The sequence below is a fragment of the Kitasatospora sp. NPDC028055 genome (genome assembly GCF_040637885.1).
In the GTDB taxonomy this organism is placed as follows: Bacteria; Actinomycetota; Actinomycetes; order Streptomycetales; family Streptomycetaceae; genus Kitasatospora.
This window is the reverse complement of sequence record NZ_JBEZXE010000030.1, coordinates 96,227-111,254: the sequence shown is the minus strand read 5'-3', so window position 1 is coordinate 111,254 and position 15,028 is coordinate 96,227. Positions and strand designations below refer to the sequence as shown.

General features: G+C 74.2%; 11 protein-coding genes. 6 read left to right on the top strand and 5 right to left on the bottom strand.

Annotated features, from left to right (window positions below; translation table 11 throughout):
- Positions 1-621 precede the first annotated feature (621 nt).
- Entirely contained in the window at positions 622-4,305 is a 3,684-nt protein-coding gene (locus AB0F71_RS26255; protein WP_360238698.1) for a SpoIIE family protein phosphatase, read from the top strand.
- Between the two features lie 123 nt (positions 4,306-4,428).
- Complete coding sequence (locus tag AB0F71_RS26250) at positions 4,429-4,833, top strand: nuclear transport factor 2 family protein (protein WP_360238696.1); 405 nt, start codon at positions 4,429-4,431, stop codon at positions 4,831-4,833.
- A 77-nt stretch (positions 4,834-4,910) separates the two neighbouring features.
- On the opposite strand, the gene AB0F71_RS26245 is transcribed toward AB0F71_RS26250, so the two are convergent.
- The 3 genes from AB0F71_RS26245 to AB0F71_RS26235 all read right to left on the bottom strand — a co-directional run bounded on the left by AB0F71_RS26245 (position 4,911) and on the right by AB0F71_RS26235 (position 7,874).
- Entirely contained in the window at positions 4,911-5,978 is a 1,068-nt protein-coding gene (locus AB0F71_RS26245; RefSeq protein WP_360238694.1) for an S-adenosylmethionine:tRNA ribosyltransferase-isomerase, read from the bottom strand.
- Positions 5,975-6,763: an SDR family NAD(P)-dependent oxidoreductase gene (locus tag AB0F71_RS26240; RefSeq protein WP_360238692.1), complete on the bottom strand. Its 789-nt coding sequence runs from the start codon at positions 6,761-6,763 to the stop codon at positions 5,975-5,977. The genes AB0F71_RS26245 and AB0F71_RS26240 overlap by 4 nt, the downstream gene beginning before the upstream one ends.
- Before the next feature lie 163 nt (positions 6,764-6,926).
- Positions 6,927-7,874 carry an RluA family pseudouridine synthase gene (locus AB0F71_RS26235; protein ID WP_360238690.1) on the bottom strand — a complete coding sequence of 316 codons (948 nt, stop codon included), beginning with the start codon at positions 7,872-7,874 and terminating at the stop codon, positions 6,927-6,929.
- A 177-nt stretch (positions 7,875-8,051) separates the two neighbouring features.
- Between AB0F71_RS26235 and AB0F71_RS26230 the strand changes: the two genes are divergently transcribed.
- On the top strand, positions 8,052-9,140 hold the full coding sequence (locus AB0F71_RS26230; protein WP_360238688.1) for a PP2C family protein-serine/threonine phosphatase: 1,089 nt from the start codon (positions 8,052-8,054) through the stop codon (positions 9,138-9,140).
- A gap of 158 nt (positions 9,141-9,298) precedes the next feature.
- A complete protein-coding gene (locus tag AB0F71_RS26225; protein ID WP_360238686.1) occupies positions 9,299-9,685 on the top strand; it encodes a DUF3224 domain-containing protein in 387 nt (128 codons plus the stop codon).
- 103 nt (positions 9,686-9,788) lie between these two features.
- Here the strand turns inward: AB0F71_RS26225 and AB0F71_RS26220 are convergent, their stop codons facing one another.
- Positions 9,789-10,619 carry a poly-gamma-glutamate hydrolase family protein gene (locus AB0F71_RS26220; protein WP_360238684.1) on the bottom strand — a complete coding sequence of 277 codons (831 nt, stop codon included), beginning with the start codon at positions 10,617-10,619 and terminating at the stop codon, positions 9,789-9,791.
- Between the two features lie 283 nt (positions 10,620-10,902).
- Between AB0F71_RS26220 and AB0F71_RS26215 the strand changes: the two genes are divergently transcribed.
- On the top strand, positions 10,903-11,778 hold the full coding sequence (locus AB0F71_RS26215) for a DUF5995 family protein (protein ID WP_360238682.1): 876 nt from the start codon (positions 10,903-10,905) through the stop codon (positions 11,776-11,778).
- A 13-nt stretch (positions 11,779-11,791) separates the two neighbouring features.
- Here the strand turns inward: AB0F71_RS26215 and AB0F71_RS26210 are convergent, their stop codons facing one another.
- Positions 11,792-13,231 carry a GuaB1 family IMP dehydrogenase-related protein gene (locus tag AB0F71_RS26210; RefSeq protein ID WP_360238680.1) on the bottom strand — a complete coding sequence of 480 codons (1,440 nt, stop codon included), beginning with the start codon at positions 13,229-13,231 and terminating at the stop codon, positions 11,792-11,794.
- Between the two features lie 303 nt (positions 13,232-13,534).
- On the opposite strand from AB0F71_RS26210, the gene AB0F71_RS26205 reads away from it, so the two are divergent.
- Positions 13,535-15,019, top strand: a complete 1,485-nt coding sequence (locus AB0F71_RS26205) for an SDR family NAD(P)-dependent oxidoreductase (RefSeq protein ID WP_360238700.1) — start codon at positions 13,535-13,537, stop codon at positions 15,017-15,019.
- Positions 15,020-15,028 lie beyond the last annotated feature (9 nt).

Here is a 15,028-nt window from a genome sequence, read left to right as displayed (position 1 = left end):
CGCCGTCCCACCCGCATCCACGCACTCTGCACCCAACACGGCATCGCAACGGCAGCCTGAGCCTGACCTAGATCAAATACTTCGCCAGCAGAGTCAACCCGCCGACTTCTTACGCAGGCCAACCGGCCACCTGGCGCTGGAAAGGCCACTTGGCCCCGCCGCAACCAACACAAGAAGTCGAACCCGTCGACTTCCCACTCACAGCCACCGAATACACGCCGGGCAACCCGTGCGCGCGGCTACTGCCCGCTCGGCAGGGACGCAGACCGCACAGGACGTCGGTCCGGCCGACGTTTCTTGCCGCGAAGCCGGGCCGACGATGCAGGAAGTCGGGGCCGCCGACTTTCTGTGCAGGGCCCGGCCCGCGAGTGGGGGGCCGCGTCGGTGGGGTTGGTGAATCGTCGGGCATGGAGGGTCTACGGGTGGTTGGGGCGTGCGTGGGCGACGGGGCGTCGCGTAGCTGCCCCGGGCGGGGCCGGGGGTGATGTCCGGTGCCGGAGCGGGTTCAACCCACTCGCGCGCCCGGCCCGGCCGGGTGCGGGGCCACGAGGGGCGGGGCGTGGGGGCTGCGTGCGAGGATGGCAGGGCTGGTGGGAACGAGCTCCGGGCGGTTCTCTGGCCATGGTGGACGATGACGCGCAACGCCGGGGGGAGCCGCAGCAGGGCGCCCTGCTGATGGTGCCGATCGCCACGGCGCTGATCGAGGCCGACGGGCGGATCCTGCACTGGAGCGGCGACGCGGAGGCACTGCTCGGTTACCGTGCGGACGAGGCGGTGGGGGCGAAGGCCGCCCGGCTGCTGACCTCGGACGAGCACCGGCCGGAGGTGCTGGAGCTGTTCCGGGAGATCCTGGCGGGCCGCGAGTGGTCCGGGGTGTTCCCGGTGCGGCACCGGGACGGGCACCTGGTGAACCTGGAGTTCCGGACGCATCCGGTCCGGGGGCCCGGCGGTGAGCCGCTGGTGCTGGCGGTGGCGTCGGAGGTGACGACGCTGCGCCGGATCCAGGCGGACCTGGCCGTGCTGGACGGGTTCTTCACCCAGTCCCCGGTCGGCATGGCGGTGTTCGACACCGCCTTGCGCTACGTCCGGCTGAACGAGGCCCTGGCGGTGTCGAACGGCCTGGCCGTGCCCGAGCACCTGGGCCGCCGGCTCACCGAGGTGCTGCCCGGGATCAACGGCGACGAGTCCGAGGCGGTGATGCGGCAGGTGCTGGCGACCGGCCGGCCGGTGGTGGACTTCCGCACCCATGGCCGTACGCCCGGGGACCCGCGGCGGGACCGGGCCTGGTCGGCCTCGTACTTCCGGCTGGCGGACCGGAGCGGGCGGGTGCTCGGGGTGAGCGCGACCGTCATCGACGTCACCGAGCGCTACCGGGCCGATGCCCGGGCGGCGAAGGCGCAGGAGCGGCTGTCGCTGCTGGTCGACGCGACCGCCTCGATCGGCACCACGCTGGACCTGCGGCAGACCGCCCGGGAGCTGGCGGACGCGATGGTGCCCCGGGTCGCCGACATCAGCGGGGTGTTCGCGCTGGAGGCGCTGATCGCCGGGCGCAACGTCGAGCCGCCGGCTCCGGACGAGGCCCAGCTGGTGCGCCGGCTGGCGCTGGCCACCACCGATCCGCTGTACCCGGCCGACGCGCTGCCGGTGGACTCGGTGTACGAGCTGCCCGCGGACTCCCCGTACGCCCGGGCGCTGATCACCGGGCGGACGGTAGTGGTGCCGTCCTGGGAGCTGTCGCCGCTGGCCGACGCGCTCAGCGAGAGCCGTCGCCGGGCGTTCCTGGGCGACCGGCCGCGCTCGGTGCGGATCACCCCGCTGGTGGCCCGGGGCACGACGCTCGGCATGGTGGTCTACTCGCGGCGCGGCGAGCGGGAGTCCTTCGCGGAGGCGGACATCACGCTCGGCGACGAGCTGGCGTCGCGCGCGGCCGTCGCGATCGACAACGCCCGGCTGTACCTGCGCCAGCACCAGACGGTACTGGCCCGGCAGCAGGCGCTGCGCGAGGCGAAGGCCGCGCAGGAGCGGCTGGCGCTGGTGAACACGGCCTCCGCCCGGATCGGCACCACCCTCGATCTCGACCGCACCGCCCACGAGTTGGCCGAGGTGGCGACGCCCCGGCTGGCGGACACGGTGGTGGTGGAGGTGTTGGAGGAGCTGGTGCGGGGCGAACGGGAGCCGCGCGCCCCGGCGGACGGTTCGGCGCTGCTGCGGCGGATGGCGTTCCACTCGGTGAGCGGTTCCACCCTGGCGCCGATCGCCCGGCTGGGCGGGGTGCACCGCTTCCTGCCCGGTTCGCCGTACGCGTGGAGCCTGGCGCACCGCAGGCCGGTGCTGGTGCCGCGGATGGACGAGGAGGGGCTGGCCTGGTTCGCCGACGATCCGGTCCGCACGGCCGCGGTGCGGGAGCAGAACGTGCGCTCGTTCATGGTCGTCCCGCTGATCGCGCGCGGTAATCCGGTCGGTGTGGCGGGCTTCTACCGGACCCTGGTGGAGCGCCCGTACGAGGACGAGGACCTGGCGCTGGCCGGGGAGTTGGCCGTGCGCGCGGCGGTGTCGATCGACAACGCGCTGCTGTTCACCCGGGAACGGGACGCGGCCGCCGCCCGACAGCGGGCGCTGGACGAGGCCTGGGCCGCCCAGCAGCGGCTGGGCCTGCTGAACGAGGCCAGCAACCGGATCGGCACCACGCTCGATCTGCACCGCACCGCAAGGGAGTTGGTGGAGGTGGTGATCCCGCGCTTCGCCGACTTCGTGACGGTGGACCTGCGCGACGCGGTGCTCGGCGGCGAGGAGCCCGGGCCGGTGCCGAGGGACGGGCCGGTGCTGATGCGGGCGGTGGCGGTCGGCGAGTCGGCGCCGGACGGCAGCATGACGGCGGCCGCGGACCAGGTCGGCGCGACCTCGCAGTCGGCCGAGGTGTACGCGCAGAGCCTGCGCTCCCGGCGCTCGATCCTGGTCTCCGAGGTGACGGAGCAGGAACTGCGGCGGATCGTCGCCTCCCCCGACCGGGTGGAGCCGGGGCTGGCCGCCGGGGTGCACTCGTACCTGATGGTGCCGTTGGTGGCGCGCGGACTGGTGCTGGGCGGCGCGGAGTTCGTCCGCACCCACAATCCGGCGCCGTTCGGCCCGGCGGACCGTTCGCTGGCCGAGGAGCTGGCCGCCCGTACCGCGCTGGCGATCGACAACGGCCGGCTCTACCGGCGGGAGCGGGACACCGCACTGACCCTCCAGCGCAGCCTGCTGCCGCAGGAGATCCACCGCACCCTCGGCCTGGAGCTGGCCTACCGCTACCTGCCGAGCAGTGTGGTCAGCGAGGTCGGCGGCGACTGGTTCGACGTGGTGCCGCTGTCCTCCGGCCGGGTCGCCCTGATCGTCGGCGACGTGATGGGCCACGGCATCAGGGCCGCCGCCACCATGGGCCAACTACGGACGGTGGCACGGACGTTGATCACCCTGGAGCTCAACCCGGTGCGGGTCCTGCACCGGCTGGACGAGGCCACCGCGGCGCTCGGCGAAGGACAGTTCGCGACCTGCGTCTGCGTGATCTACGATCCGGCGGACCGCAGTTGCACCGCCGCCTGCGCCGGTCACCTGCCGCCCGTCGTCGCCGACACCGAGGGCAACGCCCACCTGCTCGAACTGCCGCCGGGTGCACCGCTGGGCGTGGGTGGAGTCCCGTTCGAGAGCGTCGAGTTCACCCTCCCCGAGCAGGCCATCCTGACCCTCTACACCGACGGACTGGTCGAGCGCCGGGGTCACGACCTGGACGAGGGGCTCGAGTTGCTCTGCCGCACGGTCGCCGACCGGCGCCGCTCGCTGGAGCAGACCTGCGACGTCGTCCTGACCCGGCTCACCGGCAGCACCCCGGAGGACGACATCGCCGTCATCATGGCGCAGGTCCGCCCGGCCGGCGCCGACCGGATCGCCGCCCTGCCGCTGACCGGCGACCACGCGATGGTCGCCCACTCCCGGCGCTTCACCCGCGAGACGCTCACCGCGTGGGGCCTGGCCTCCCTCGCCGACTGGGCCGAGCTGCTCACCAGCGAGCTGATCACCAACGCCCTGGTGCACGCCGGGTCGCCCGTCCAGCTGCGGATGTTCTGCGACCGGGTGCTCACCGTCGAGGTCGCCGACCGGGAGAGCGAGACGCCCCGGATACGGCGTGCCCACAACGAGGACGAGGGCGGCCGCGGCATCCACCTGGTCAACGAGCTGGCGTACCGCTGGGGCAGTCGCCGAACCGGGGACGGCAAGGTGGTCTGGTTCGAGCTGGAACTGCCGCCGGACTTCCCCCCGCCTGCGTGAACAACCGCGGGTTGTCGGCCCGGGCCGGGGGTTGTTGGCCGCCGGGGTGGCCGCGGGGCTTTGCTGGTGCCACGGCCGGGGAGCCCCGACCGGACGGACCACGACGAGCCCCAGGAGCCCAGCATGCCGCAGAACGATGCCCGCACCGTCGTCACCGAGTACGTCACCCGGCTCGCCGCAGGCGAACTCGACGCCGCCGTGGCCCTGTTCGCCGAGGACGCCACCTGGACCTACCCGGGCAACCTGGCGCTCTCCCGCACCTGGCGAGGCAAGCAGGAGATCTTCGGTGACTTCCTCGGCCAGGTCGGCACCCTCTTCGCCTCCGACGGCCTGCCGAGCCTCACCCTCACCGGCGTCCTCGCCGACGGCCCCCAGGCGGTGGCCGAGTGGACCGCCGTCGGGACGGCCGCCAACGGCGCCCGCTACGAGAACCACTGCCTGGGCGTGTTCACCGTCGAGAACGGGCTGATCACCGCCGTCCGCGAGTACCTGGACACCGACCACGTGGCGCGGACCCTGCTGGCCTGAACCGCTGCCGGCCTGAACCCCGGCCGACCGACCGGCAGTCGGCCGCGGCACCGGCTCAGCCCGGCAGCAGCACGGCCTCAGTTCGGCAGCAGCAGGTTGACGTCCCCGAACTCGTGCCACAGGTACCGCTGTTGCACGGCCTCGCGGTAGCAGGCCGCCAGCAGCGGGCGGCCCGCGACGGCCGCCAGCATCAGCAGGTGCGAGGCGAGCGGCTCGTGCCAGCCGGTGAGCAGGCCGTCCACCGCGCGCACCCCGCGCTCCGGGGTGATCACCAACTCCGTCCAGCCGTCCGCCTCCTGGAGCGTGCCGTCCGGCGCGACCGCCGACTCCAGCGCGCGGACCACGGTGGTGCCGACGGCGATCACCCGGCCGCCCTCGGCCCGGACGTGGCCGACCAGCCGGGCGGTGGCCGCCGGAACGTGGAAGCGCTCCGCGTACGGGGCCTCGTGCGCCTCCGGCGAGGCCACCCCGGTGTGCAGGGTGACCGGCGCCACCAGCACGCCCCGACCGGCCAGCCGCGCCACCGTGTCCGGCGTGAACGGACGGGCGGCGCTGGGCATTTCGCTGCTGCCGGGGACGGTCGCGAAGACCGTCCGGTAGGCCTCGATCGGCCAGTCGCGGTCCACGTAGCCGTACCGGATAGCCCGGCCGTGCTGGTCCAGGTACGGCAACAGGGGTGCGGGCAGCGACAGTTCGGCGTACCAGAGGCGGGCGGTGAAGGGCTGCACCAGTACCGCCGCGCCGCCCGCCGGCAGGGCGACCCGCAGGCCGGGGTGGGCCGGGGACTCCTGCGGCGGGTAGTAGGCCGCGGCCGCGCCCGGCACCGACCGGCGCAACTCGACCAGGTGGGAGCCCTGTCGGTCGGGCTGGGCGGAGGACAGGTGCAGCGCCGCCGGGCTGCCGTCGGGCAGTCGGCCCGGCAGGGCGGCCGGGACGGTGGCCGAGTTGTTCACCACCAGGAGGTCGCCCGGGCGCAGCACCTCGGGCAGCTCGGTGAAGAGGCGGTGCTCGACGCCGCCGGTGTCGCCCCGGCCGACCAGCATCCGCACACCGTCCCGGGCCGTGCCGCGGGCCTCCGCCGGTGCGCGGGCGGCCAGTTCGGGCGGGACGGTCACGTCGAGGCCCAGGGCGGCCAGGCCGGTCATCGCCCGCCCCGACCGAGGGCAGGGGCGGAGGCGGGGGCGGGACCGGGGGCGGGAAGGGCCGCCAGGTCCTCGGCGCGGTAGCGGCCGGACGGCGTACGGTGGTGCAGCAGGTCGAGCAGCAGCGGGGCGACTTGTTCGGGCAGCGGCTCGCCGGAGATGTCCTCCCCGGGGCTCGCCTCCTGCAGCATCTCGGTGCGCATGCTGCCCGGGTCGACCGCCCAGACCCGCAACTCCGGCTCCTCCCGGGCGAGTACGGCGGTGGCCTGGTCGAGCGCGGCCTTGCTGGCGCCGTAGCCGCCCCAGCCGAGGTAGGGCTCCACGGCGGCGTCCGAGCTGATGTTCAGCAGGGCCCCGGCGTGGTCGCGCAGTTGCGGCAGGACGAGCTGGGTGAGGGCGATCGGGGCGAGCGCGTTGACCTCGAAGAGCTCCAGCAGGTCCGGCAGCGGGAAGTCGGCCAGTCGGGGCAGCGGTTCGCCGCCGGGCGCGGCGGCGCCGTTGAGCGAACCGGCGTTGTTGATCAGAAGGCTCGCGCCGCCGAGGCGGTCGGCGGCCGTGGCGAGGTGGGCCCGGTGGTCGTCGTCGACGATCGAACCCGGCAGGGCGACGACCTTGGTCAGGGCGGACAGTTCGGCCGCGGCCCCGGCGAGTGCGGTCGCGCCCCGGGCGGTGATCACCAGCCGCCAGCCCTCGGCGGCGAGGGCGCGCGCGAGGGCCAGTCCGAGGCCGCGGGAGGCACCGGTGACCAGGGCGACGGGAGCGGAATCGGTGTGCTGCGCTGCGTTCATGGCCCAACCATCGCGCCACCGGGCGGGCCGCGGATCGGCCCCCGGGACCGGGACCCGGCCCTCCGTTCGTCCTAGACCGCCAGCCGGACCTAGGACCGGGACCCTGGTCGCCCGCACCCCCGTCAGCCGGTCGGCCCAGACGGCCCGCACCCCCGACAGGAGATCAGCCCCCGGCCGCCCAGCCGGACGGGTCGTCCCACGCGGCGAGCGTGCGGCGGCTCTCGAAGCGCCGCTCCCGGCCCGTCAGCGGATCGGTGAACTCGACCGTCGAGGCCAGCAGTTGCAGCGGTCGCCGGAAGTCGTCCGGGGCCGGTTCGGGCAGCACCACCGGGTAGACCGGGTCACCGAGGATCGGCACGCCGAGGCCGCTCATGTGCAGCCGCAGCTGGTGGGTGCGCCCGCTGAGCGGCCGCAGCCGGTAGTGGCCGAGGCCGTCGCGCCGCTCCAGCAGCTCGATCCGGCTCTCGCTGTTCGGCGGCGCGTCGAGCTCCCGGGCGGCGATCACCCCGCGCTCCTTGACGATGTGGCTGCGCACCGTGCGCGGCAGTGCCAGGTCCGGGTCGTACGGGGCGACCGCCCGGTACTCCTTGCGCACCTGCCGGTCGCGGAAGAGCGTCTGGTAGGCGCCGCGGTCCTCGGGGCGGACCACGAACATGGCCAGGCCCGCGGTGAGCCGGTCGATCCGGTGGGCGGGGCTGAGCGCGGGCAGGTCGAGGGCGTGCCGCAAGCGGGAGAGCGCCGTCTCGATGACGTGCCGGCCGCGCGGGGTGGTGGCCAGGAAGTGCGGCTTGTCGACCACCACCAGGTGCTCGTCGCGGTGCAGCACCACCAGTTCGAAGGGGACGGGCACCTCCGCCGGGAGGTCCCGGTAGAACCACAGGTGCGCGCCCGGGCGAAACGGTTCGTCGGGGGCGACCGGGCCCTGCTCGCCGACGATCTCGCCCGCGCGCAGCGCAACGTCGATCCGCGCCGCCGCCACTGCGGGCAGCCGCTCGACCAGGTACTCCCGGACGGTCGGCCAGTCGCCTTCCAGGGGCAGCCGCAGGTGCACCGGGTCCACGCCGAGGCGCTGCGGGAGGGGGGAGGCCGGGCGGCGGTTCTTGCGTCTCATCTCCCGGCCCAGCCTAGTGCGCGCCCCGGCCGCCCCCGGGGTGAGGTGCCGGGAGGGTCCGAGCACCGGCACGCCGCCGGTGCGCCCCCGCGCCGAGGTGCTGACCCGGGGCGGGGCGGGGAAAGTGGTTCGAAGGCCCTCGGGCCCTGGAGCTTCCCGACCACTGGAGGAGAACGCGTGAGCGCCGACGGCCCGGACGGGCTTCCGCCGCTGCACCTGCCACGGCGGACCCGGCTGCTGCTGTACGGCGCCCTCGTCCTGCTGGTCGCCGCCGTGGTGGCCGCCCTGGCGATCGGCCCCGGAGCGACCCTGTCCCCGTTGCTCGCGGTGGCCCCGGTGCTGGCCGGGGCCACCACCCGCAAGGCCCGGGTGCCGCTGCTGGTCGGCGCGGCGGCGCTGCTGGCGGTCGGCGCGCTGGAGTCCGACAACACCCAGCTGCCGCTGTCGGTGCGGATCAGCGTGCCGGTCACGGTGCTGGCGGCGACCCTGGCCAGTGCCGCCAGTGTGGTGCTGGTGGCGGCCCGGGAGCGGCAGCTGTACCAGGTCCGGACGGTGGCCGAGGCGGCCCAGCGGGCCCTGCTGCGGCCGCCCGCCGAACGGATCGGGCCGCTGCGGCTGGCCGTGCGGTACGTCGCGGCGACCGCGGAGGCCCGGATCGGCGGGGACCTGTACGCCGTGGTGGAGACCCGCTTCGGGGTGCGGATCCTGCTGGGCGACGTGCAGGGCCACGGGCTCCCGGCGGTGGAGACGGCCGCGGACGTGCTGGGGGTGTTCCGGGAGGCGGCCCGCACCGAGCCCGACCCCGGGCGGCTCGCCGAGCGGCTGGACGCGGCGCTCACCGCGCGGCCGGGCGACGGCCGGTTCGCCACCGCGCTGCTGCTGGACGTACCGGCCGGCCGGGAGCCGGTGCGGGTGGTGAACTGCGGCCACCCGCCGCCGCTGCTGCGCCGGGCGGGCCGGGTCGAGGAACTGGCGCCGGCCGTCCCCGCGCCGCCCCTGGGCCTGCGCGAGCTGACCGGGGAGGACTACTCGACCAGCCGCTTCGATCCGGGCCCGGGCGACCTGTTGCTGCTGCACACCGACGGGGTGTCCGAGGCCCGGGACGCCGAGGGCCGGTTCTACCCGCTGGCGGAGCGGCTGCCCGGGCTGCACGGCAGCAGCCCCGCCGACCTGCTGGACGCCGTGCTGGCGGACGTCCGGGGCTGGGTCGGGGACGCCGGGCTGGCGGACGACGCGGCCCTGCTGGCCCTGCGCTGGGACCACTGAGGCGGGGGCGCCGGGAGTGCGGGAGGCGGCTGCGGACGCGATTGTCAGTGGCGTGTGCAACGCTTCACGCACGGTCGCCGGAGTCGACCGTCGGGGTCGGAGTGCGTGCCGGGCGGCGTGTGTCGACGGCGCCTGAGGACGGACGAGGGGAGCGTGTCATGGCCGAGGTCAGTGGGTCGTTCGAGGTGACGGCGTTCGAGCCGGTGGAGACGGAGCAGCGCGAGGGCGCGGCGTTCGGGCGGGTGCGGATCGCCAAGACCTTCACCGGTGGGCTGAGCGGTCGCGGCGAGGTGCGGATGCTGTCCGTCGGCGACGCTTCGGGCGGGCCGGCCTCGTACGTCGCGGTGGAGCACGTGACGGGCGAACTGGACGGGCGCAAGGGCTCGTTCGTGCTGCAGCACGCGGCCTGGGACACCACGGGTGTGACGATACGCGTGGTGCCGGGCACGGGGGCGGGTGAGCTGGCCGGGATCACCGGCGAGTTCCGGCTGTCCGTCGACGCGTCCGGCGCCCACACCTACGTGCTGGCGTACGAGCTGGGCTGACGGCCGGCGGGCCGGTCCAGAGCGGGCCGGGGCCGGTGCGGGGCGGGCCGGTGGCGGGCCGGGCCGGGCCCGGCCGCGACACGGCCCGCACCGTGTCCGCTGCTCAGAGGATGGGCTGGGTCGCCTCCAGGCGCTGGATCGCGGTCCGGACGGCCGTCGCGAAGCTCCAGAACAGGGGCAGCGTGTTGGCGGCGCGCTCGGCCCGGGTGTTCTTCCCGGGGGCGAACATCGCGGCCCGCAGCTCGGTGGTCAGCTCCAGCTGGGCACCTGCGCCGAGCATGCTGCGGTTGCAGATGTTCTCCGGAGAGACGCCGGCGATCTCCTCGTCCGCCGTGGCGGTGACGGCGCGGATGCCCGCTGCGCCGAACTCCTCCATCAGGTACTGGCGGAGGGTGGAGTTCAGTCCGCCGACCAGCACCGCCCGGGCGCCCGCCTCCAGACCGGCCTGGCCGGTGGTGCAGCCGTGCAGCGAGAGCACGTTGAGGCTGCCGGAGCACATCGCCCGGACCACGGTGTCGTCGCAGTGGGTCGAGGTGACGTGCAGCGCGCTGTTGTTGGAGGGGCGCAGGCCCTCGAACATCCAGAAGTCGTGCACCGGCCCGGCGGCCGGGGTCGGGGCGAGGTCGGCGGGGTGGTATCCGGCGACGGCCAGGCACAGCTCGGAGGTGCCGGCCTCGATGCCGCCGCCGTGCGGGGCGATGACGGTGGTCCGGATGAACGCCGGACGGCCCTGCGGGCTCTGGTCGTCGATCAGGTGCCGGCGGTAGCGGCGGCCGTAGTCGACGCCCTCGACCAGGCTCGGGTCGGAGTACAGCGCGGTGTTGGAGGGGTACTGGTCGGCGGCGCTCGCGGGGGTGCTGCCCACGACGGCGCCGAGGGTGCTGAGGGCCGGGGCCGCGGCGAGCGCGGCGATCAGGGTACGACGGTTGATCACGTTCGGGATCATGACAGGAGGTGGGGCATAGGTAAAGTCAGCACAAAGCAACGACCAAGTCTGCACCCCACTGCGGTGGGGACGGCCTGAACGTGTGACACCGGCTCCGCGGACGCGCGCCGCGACCGCCGGGCCTGTCACCACGCTGCCACGATGATGCGATCAGTGCACGATCCGCATCGGAGGGTGGCACATGCCCAGCACAGCGACAGGCCCTGCCGCAACAGTTCCTGCAGCAACGGCCGCCACGCTTGCGGCCCGCACGCCGGCGTCGGTCGAGGAGGTGGTCGGACGGCTGCGGGAGATCGCGGCGGCCCTGCCCCTGGCGGACGGGGTGGCGGTGTTCAACCGCCTCTACCTCACCGTCACGGAGGCGGTCCGCGACCGGCTGGCGGACGGGTACTTCACCGACCCGCCGGCGTTGGCCGAGCTGGACGCACTGTTCGCCGGGCGGTACCTGCTGGCCGTGGCCGCCGACGCGGCCGGGCAGGACCCGCCCGCCTGCTGGCGGCCGCTGTTCGCGCTGCGCGCCCACCCGGGCGTGCACCCGCTGCAGTTCGCGCTGGCTGGAATGAACGCCCACATCCAGCACGACCTGCCGCTCGCGGTGGTGGAGCTGTGCCACCGCCGGGGCTGCGCACCGGCCGGGGTCGAACAGGACTACCACCGGATCAACGGGGTGCTGGCCGAGGTGGAGTCGGTGGTCCGGGAGCAGCTGCTGCCGGGGCCCGAGCTGCCCGGGTGCGCCGAGCCGCTCACCCACCTGCTCGGCGCCTGGTCGGTCGAGGCCGCCCGGGAGGGGGCCTGGTCCGCCGTCCAGGCGCTCTGGGAGCTGCGCGGGCTCCCGGCCGCCGCCCGGGCCTTCGCCACGATGCTGGACGGCTCCGTCGGGCTGCTCGGCCACGCGCTGCTGCTCCCACTGGTGCCGTACGACGACCGCGACGGCCGTACCGAGCACAGCGGCCGCACCGACCGTACCGACCCCGACGGCCGTACCGAGCACAGCGGCCGTACCGACCCCGACGGCCGTACCGGGCACGACGGCCGGCACAGCGAGGGCGGGCCGGGCTCCGGAACGGCCGCGGCCGCCCGGTTCCCCGAAGCGAGGAACCGGACGGCCGACGGTACGGACGCGGGCGGGCTCGACCGGCTCGGCTAGCCCGCCGGCCCGATCAGGCCCAGCTGGAGTGCAGCGGCTTGCCCTCGGCGTAGCCGGCCGCGCTCTGGACGCCCACGATCGCCTTCTCGTGGAACTCCTCCAGGGTGTTGGCGCCCGCGTAGGTGCAGGAGCTGCGCACGCCGGCCACGATCGAGTCGATCAGGTCCTCGACGCCCGGGCGGGCCGGGTCGAGGAACATCCGGGAGTGCGAGATGCCCTCCTCGAACAGCGCCTTGCGGGCCCGGTCGTAGGAGGAGTCCTGGGCGGTGCGGTTGCTGACGGCACGGGCCGAGGCCATGCCGAAGCTCTCCTTGTACTGACGGCCGTCGGCGGCGGTCTGGAGGTCGCCCGGGGACTCGTAGGTCCCGGCGAACCAGGAGCCGATCATCACGTTGGAGGCGCCGGCGGCCAGCGCCATGGCGACGTCGCGCGGGTGGCGCACGCCGCCGTCGGCCCAGACGTGCTTGCCGAGCCGGCGGGCCTCGGCGGCGCACTCCAGGACGGCGGAGAACTGCGGCCGGCCGACGCCGGTCATCATCCGGGTGGTGCACATCGCGCCGGGGCCGACACCGACCTTGAGGATGTCCGCGCCCGCCTCGACCAGGTCGCGGACACCGGCGGCGGAGACCACGTTGCCGGCCACGATCGGGATCTGCGGGTCCAGGCCGCGCACGGCGCGCAGCGCGCTGATCATGCTCTCCTGGTGGCCGTGCGCGGTGTCGACGACGAGCACGTCGGCGCCGGCGTCGATGAGCGCCTTGGCCTTGCCCGCAACGTCGCCGTTGATGCCGACGGTGGCGGCGATCCGCAGCTTGCCGTTCGCGTCCACGGCCGGGGTGTACAGGGTGGCGCGCAGCGCGTTCCTGCGGGTCAGCAGGCCGACCAGCTTGCCCTCGCCGTCGACGACGGGGGCGAGCTTGCGGTGCGCCTCGGTGAGCTTGTCGAAAGCGGTGCGCGGGTCGAGGCCCTCGTCGAGCAGCAGCAGGTCGCGGGACATCACGTCGGCGAGGCTCGTGAAGCGGTCGACGCCCTGGCAGTCGGACTCGGTGACCACGCCGACGGGCTTGTCGTCCTCGACCACCACGAGGGCGCCGTGGGCGCGCTTGGGCAGCAGCGAGAGGGCCTCGGCGACGGTGGCGCCGGGGGCGAGGGTGATCGCGGTGTCGACCACCAGGTGGCGCTGCTTGACCCAGGAGATGACCTCGGCGATGACCTCGGTGGGGATGTCCTGGGGGATGGCGACCAGGCCGCCGCGGCGGGCGACGGTCTCGGCCATCCGGCGGCCCGCGATGGCGGTCATGTTGGCGACGACCAGCGGGATGGTGGTGCCGGTGCCGTCGTTCGAGGAGAGGTCGACGGCCTGCCGGGAGCCCACGGAGGAACGGCTGGGGACCATGAAGACGTCGTCGTACGTCAGGTCGTACGAGGGCTTGAGGTCGTTCAGGAAGCGCATGAAGGGGGCTCTCCGGCTGGGGGAAGGTACACCTCGGGTGCGGTTGCGGCGATGCCGCCGGGGCGCACTCGGGCGCCCGGCACCCAGCATTCGATTGTCCGTGAGGGTGGGGGCAAATGCCAGTTCGAGCAGCATTGCTGGGTGTGCACACAAAGCATGATCAATGCTCCGCGCGTAGACATGTGCGATCCTCCAAGGCCCGGCTCCCAGCTCCGGCTTTCGCCCCGGCCTGGGCCGCTCCCGTAGCATTCAGGCGGTAACGGCGGGGCGATCGGGAAAGCAGCGGGCGTGAGCATCGAGCAGATGGACATCGAGCAGGGTCAAGGCGAGGAGGAGATCGACTACGGTCCGGGCCTCGACCCCGAGCGGCTGAAGCTCTGCCTGGAGGTGCTCGCCGAACTCGACACGCTGCACGTCGACCACCCGGACGCGATCACCGTGCGCCAGGCCGTCGGCGGCATATTCCGGACGCTCAAGCAGCGCCGCCGCCAGGAGACCCGGGCCCGCAAGACCGCGAACGACCGCGAGGTCACCGCCCGCACCGCCACCGGCGCGCCGACCCGGATCGACGACGAGACGGCCGGCGCCTTCGGCCTGACCACCGTCACCACCACCGAGATCGCCGGCATCCTGGAGCGCCCGCGCTCCTGCTACACCTGCAAGACCCGGTACGTCGAGGTCGACGCCTTCTACCACAACCTGTGCCAGAAGTGCGCCGTGCTGAACCGGTCCCGCCGGGACGCCCGGACCGACCTCACCGGCAAGCGCGCGCTGCTCACCGGCGGCCGGGCCAAGATCGGGATGTACATCGCGCTGATGCTGCTGCGCGACGGCGCCCACACCACCATCACCACCCGCTTCCCCAACGACGCGATCCGCCGCTTCACGGCGATGCCGGACAGCGCCGACTGGATCCACCGACTCAAGATCATCGGCATCGACCTGCGCGACCCCGCCCAGGTGATGGCCCTGGCCGACGAGGTCGCCGCCGACGGCCCGCTGGACATCCTGATCAACAACGCGGCGCAGACCGTGCGCCGCCCGCCGGAGTCCTACCGCGAGCTGGTCAACGCCGAGTCCGCCCCGCTGCCCGCCGGCGAGCTGCCGCAGGCCACCACGATCGGCCGCTTCAACAGCGGCAGCGTCGACCTGCCCGCCCTCCCCCAGCAGGCGGGCGGCGGCGAGCAGCGGCTGGCCGCCGAGGACGTCACCTCGCTCGCACTGGTCACCGGCTCCGCCACCCCGGCCCGGATCGAGGCCGGGACGGCGATCGACGCCGGCGGCCTGGTACCCGACCTCGCGCCCACCAACAGCTGGGTGCAGACCGTGAGCGAGGTGGGCCCGGTCGAGCTGCTGGAGGTCCAGCTCTGCAACTCCACCGCGCCGTTCATCCTGATCAGCCGACTGCGCCCGGCGATGGCCGCCTCGGCGTCCCGCCGCAAGTACGTGGTCAACGTCTCCGCCATGGAGGGCGTGTTCCAGCGCGGCTACAAGGGCGCCGGCCACCCGCACACCAACATGGCCAAGGCCGCGCTGAACATGCTGACCCGCACCAGCGCCCAGGAGATGTTCGAGTCCGACGGCATCCTGATGACCGCCGTCGACACCGGCTGGATCACCGACGAGCGGCCGCACCCGGACAAGATGCGCCTCGCCGACGAGGGCTTCCACGCCCCGCTCGACCTGGTCGACGGCGCGGCCCGGGTGTACGACCCGATCGTGCGCGGCGAGGCCGGCGAGGACCTGTACGGCTGCTTCCTCAAGGACTACGAGCGCGGCAACTGGTGACCACCCGAA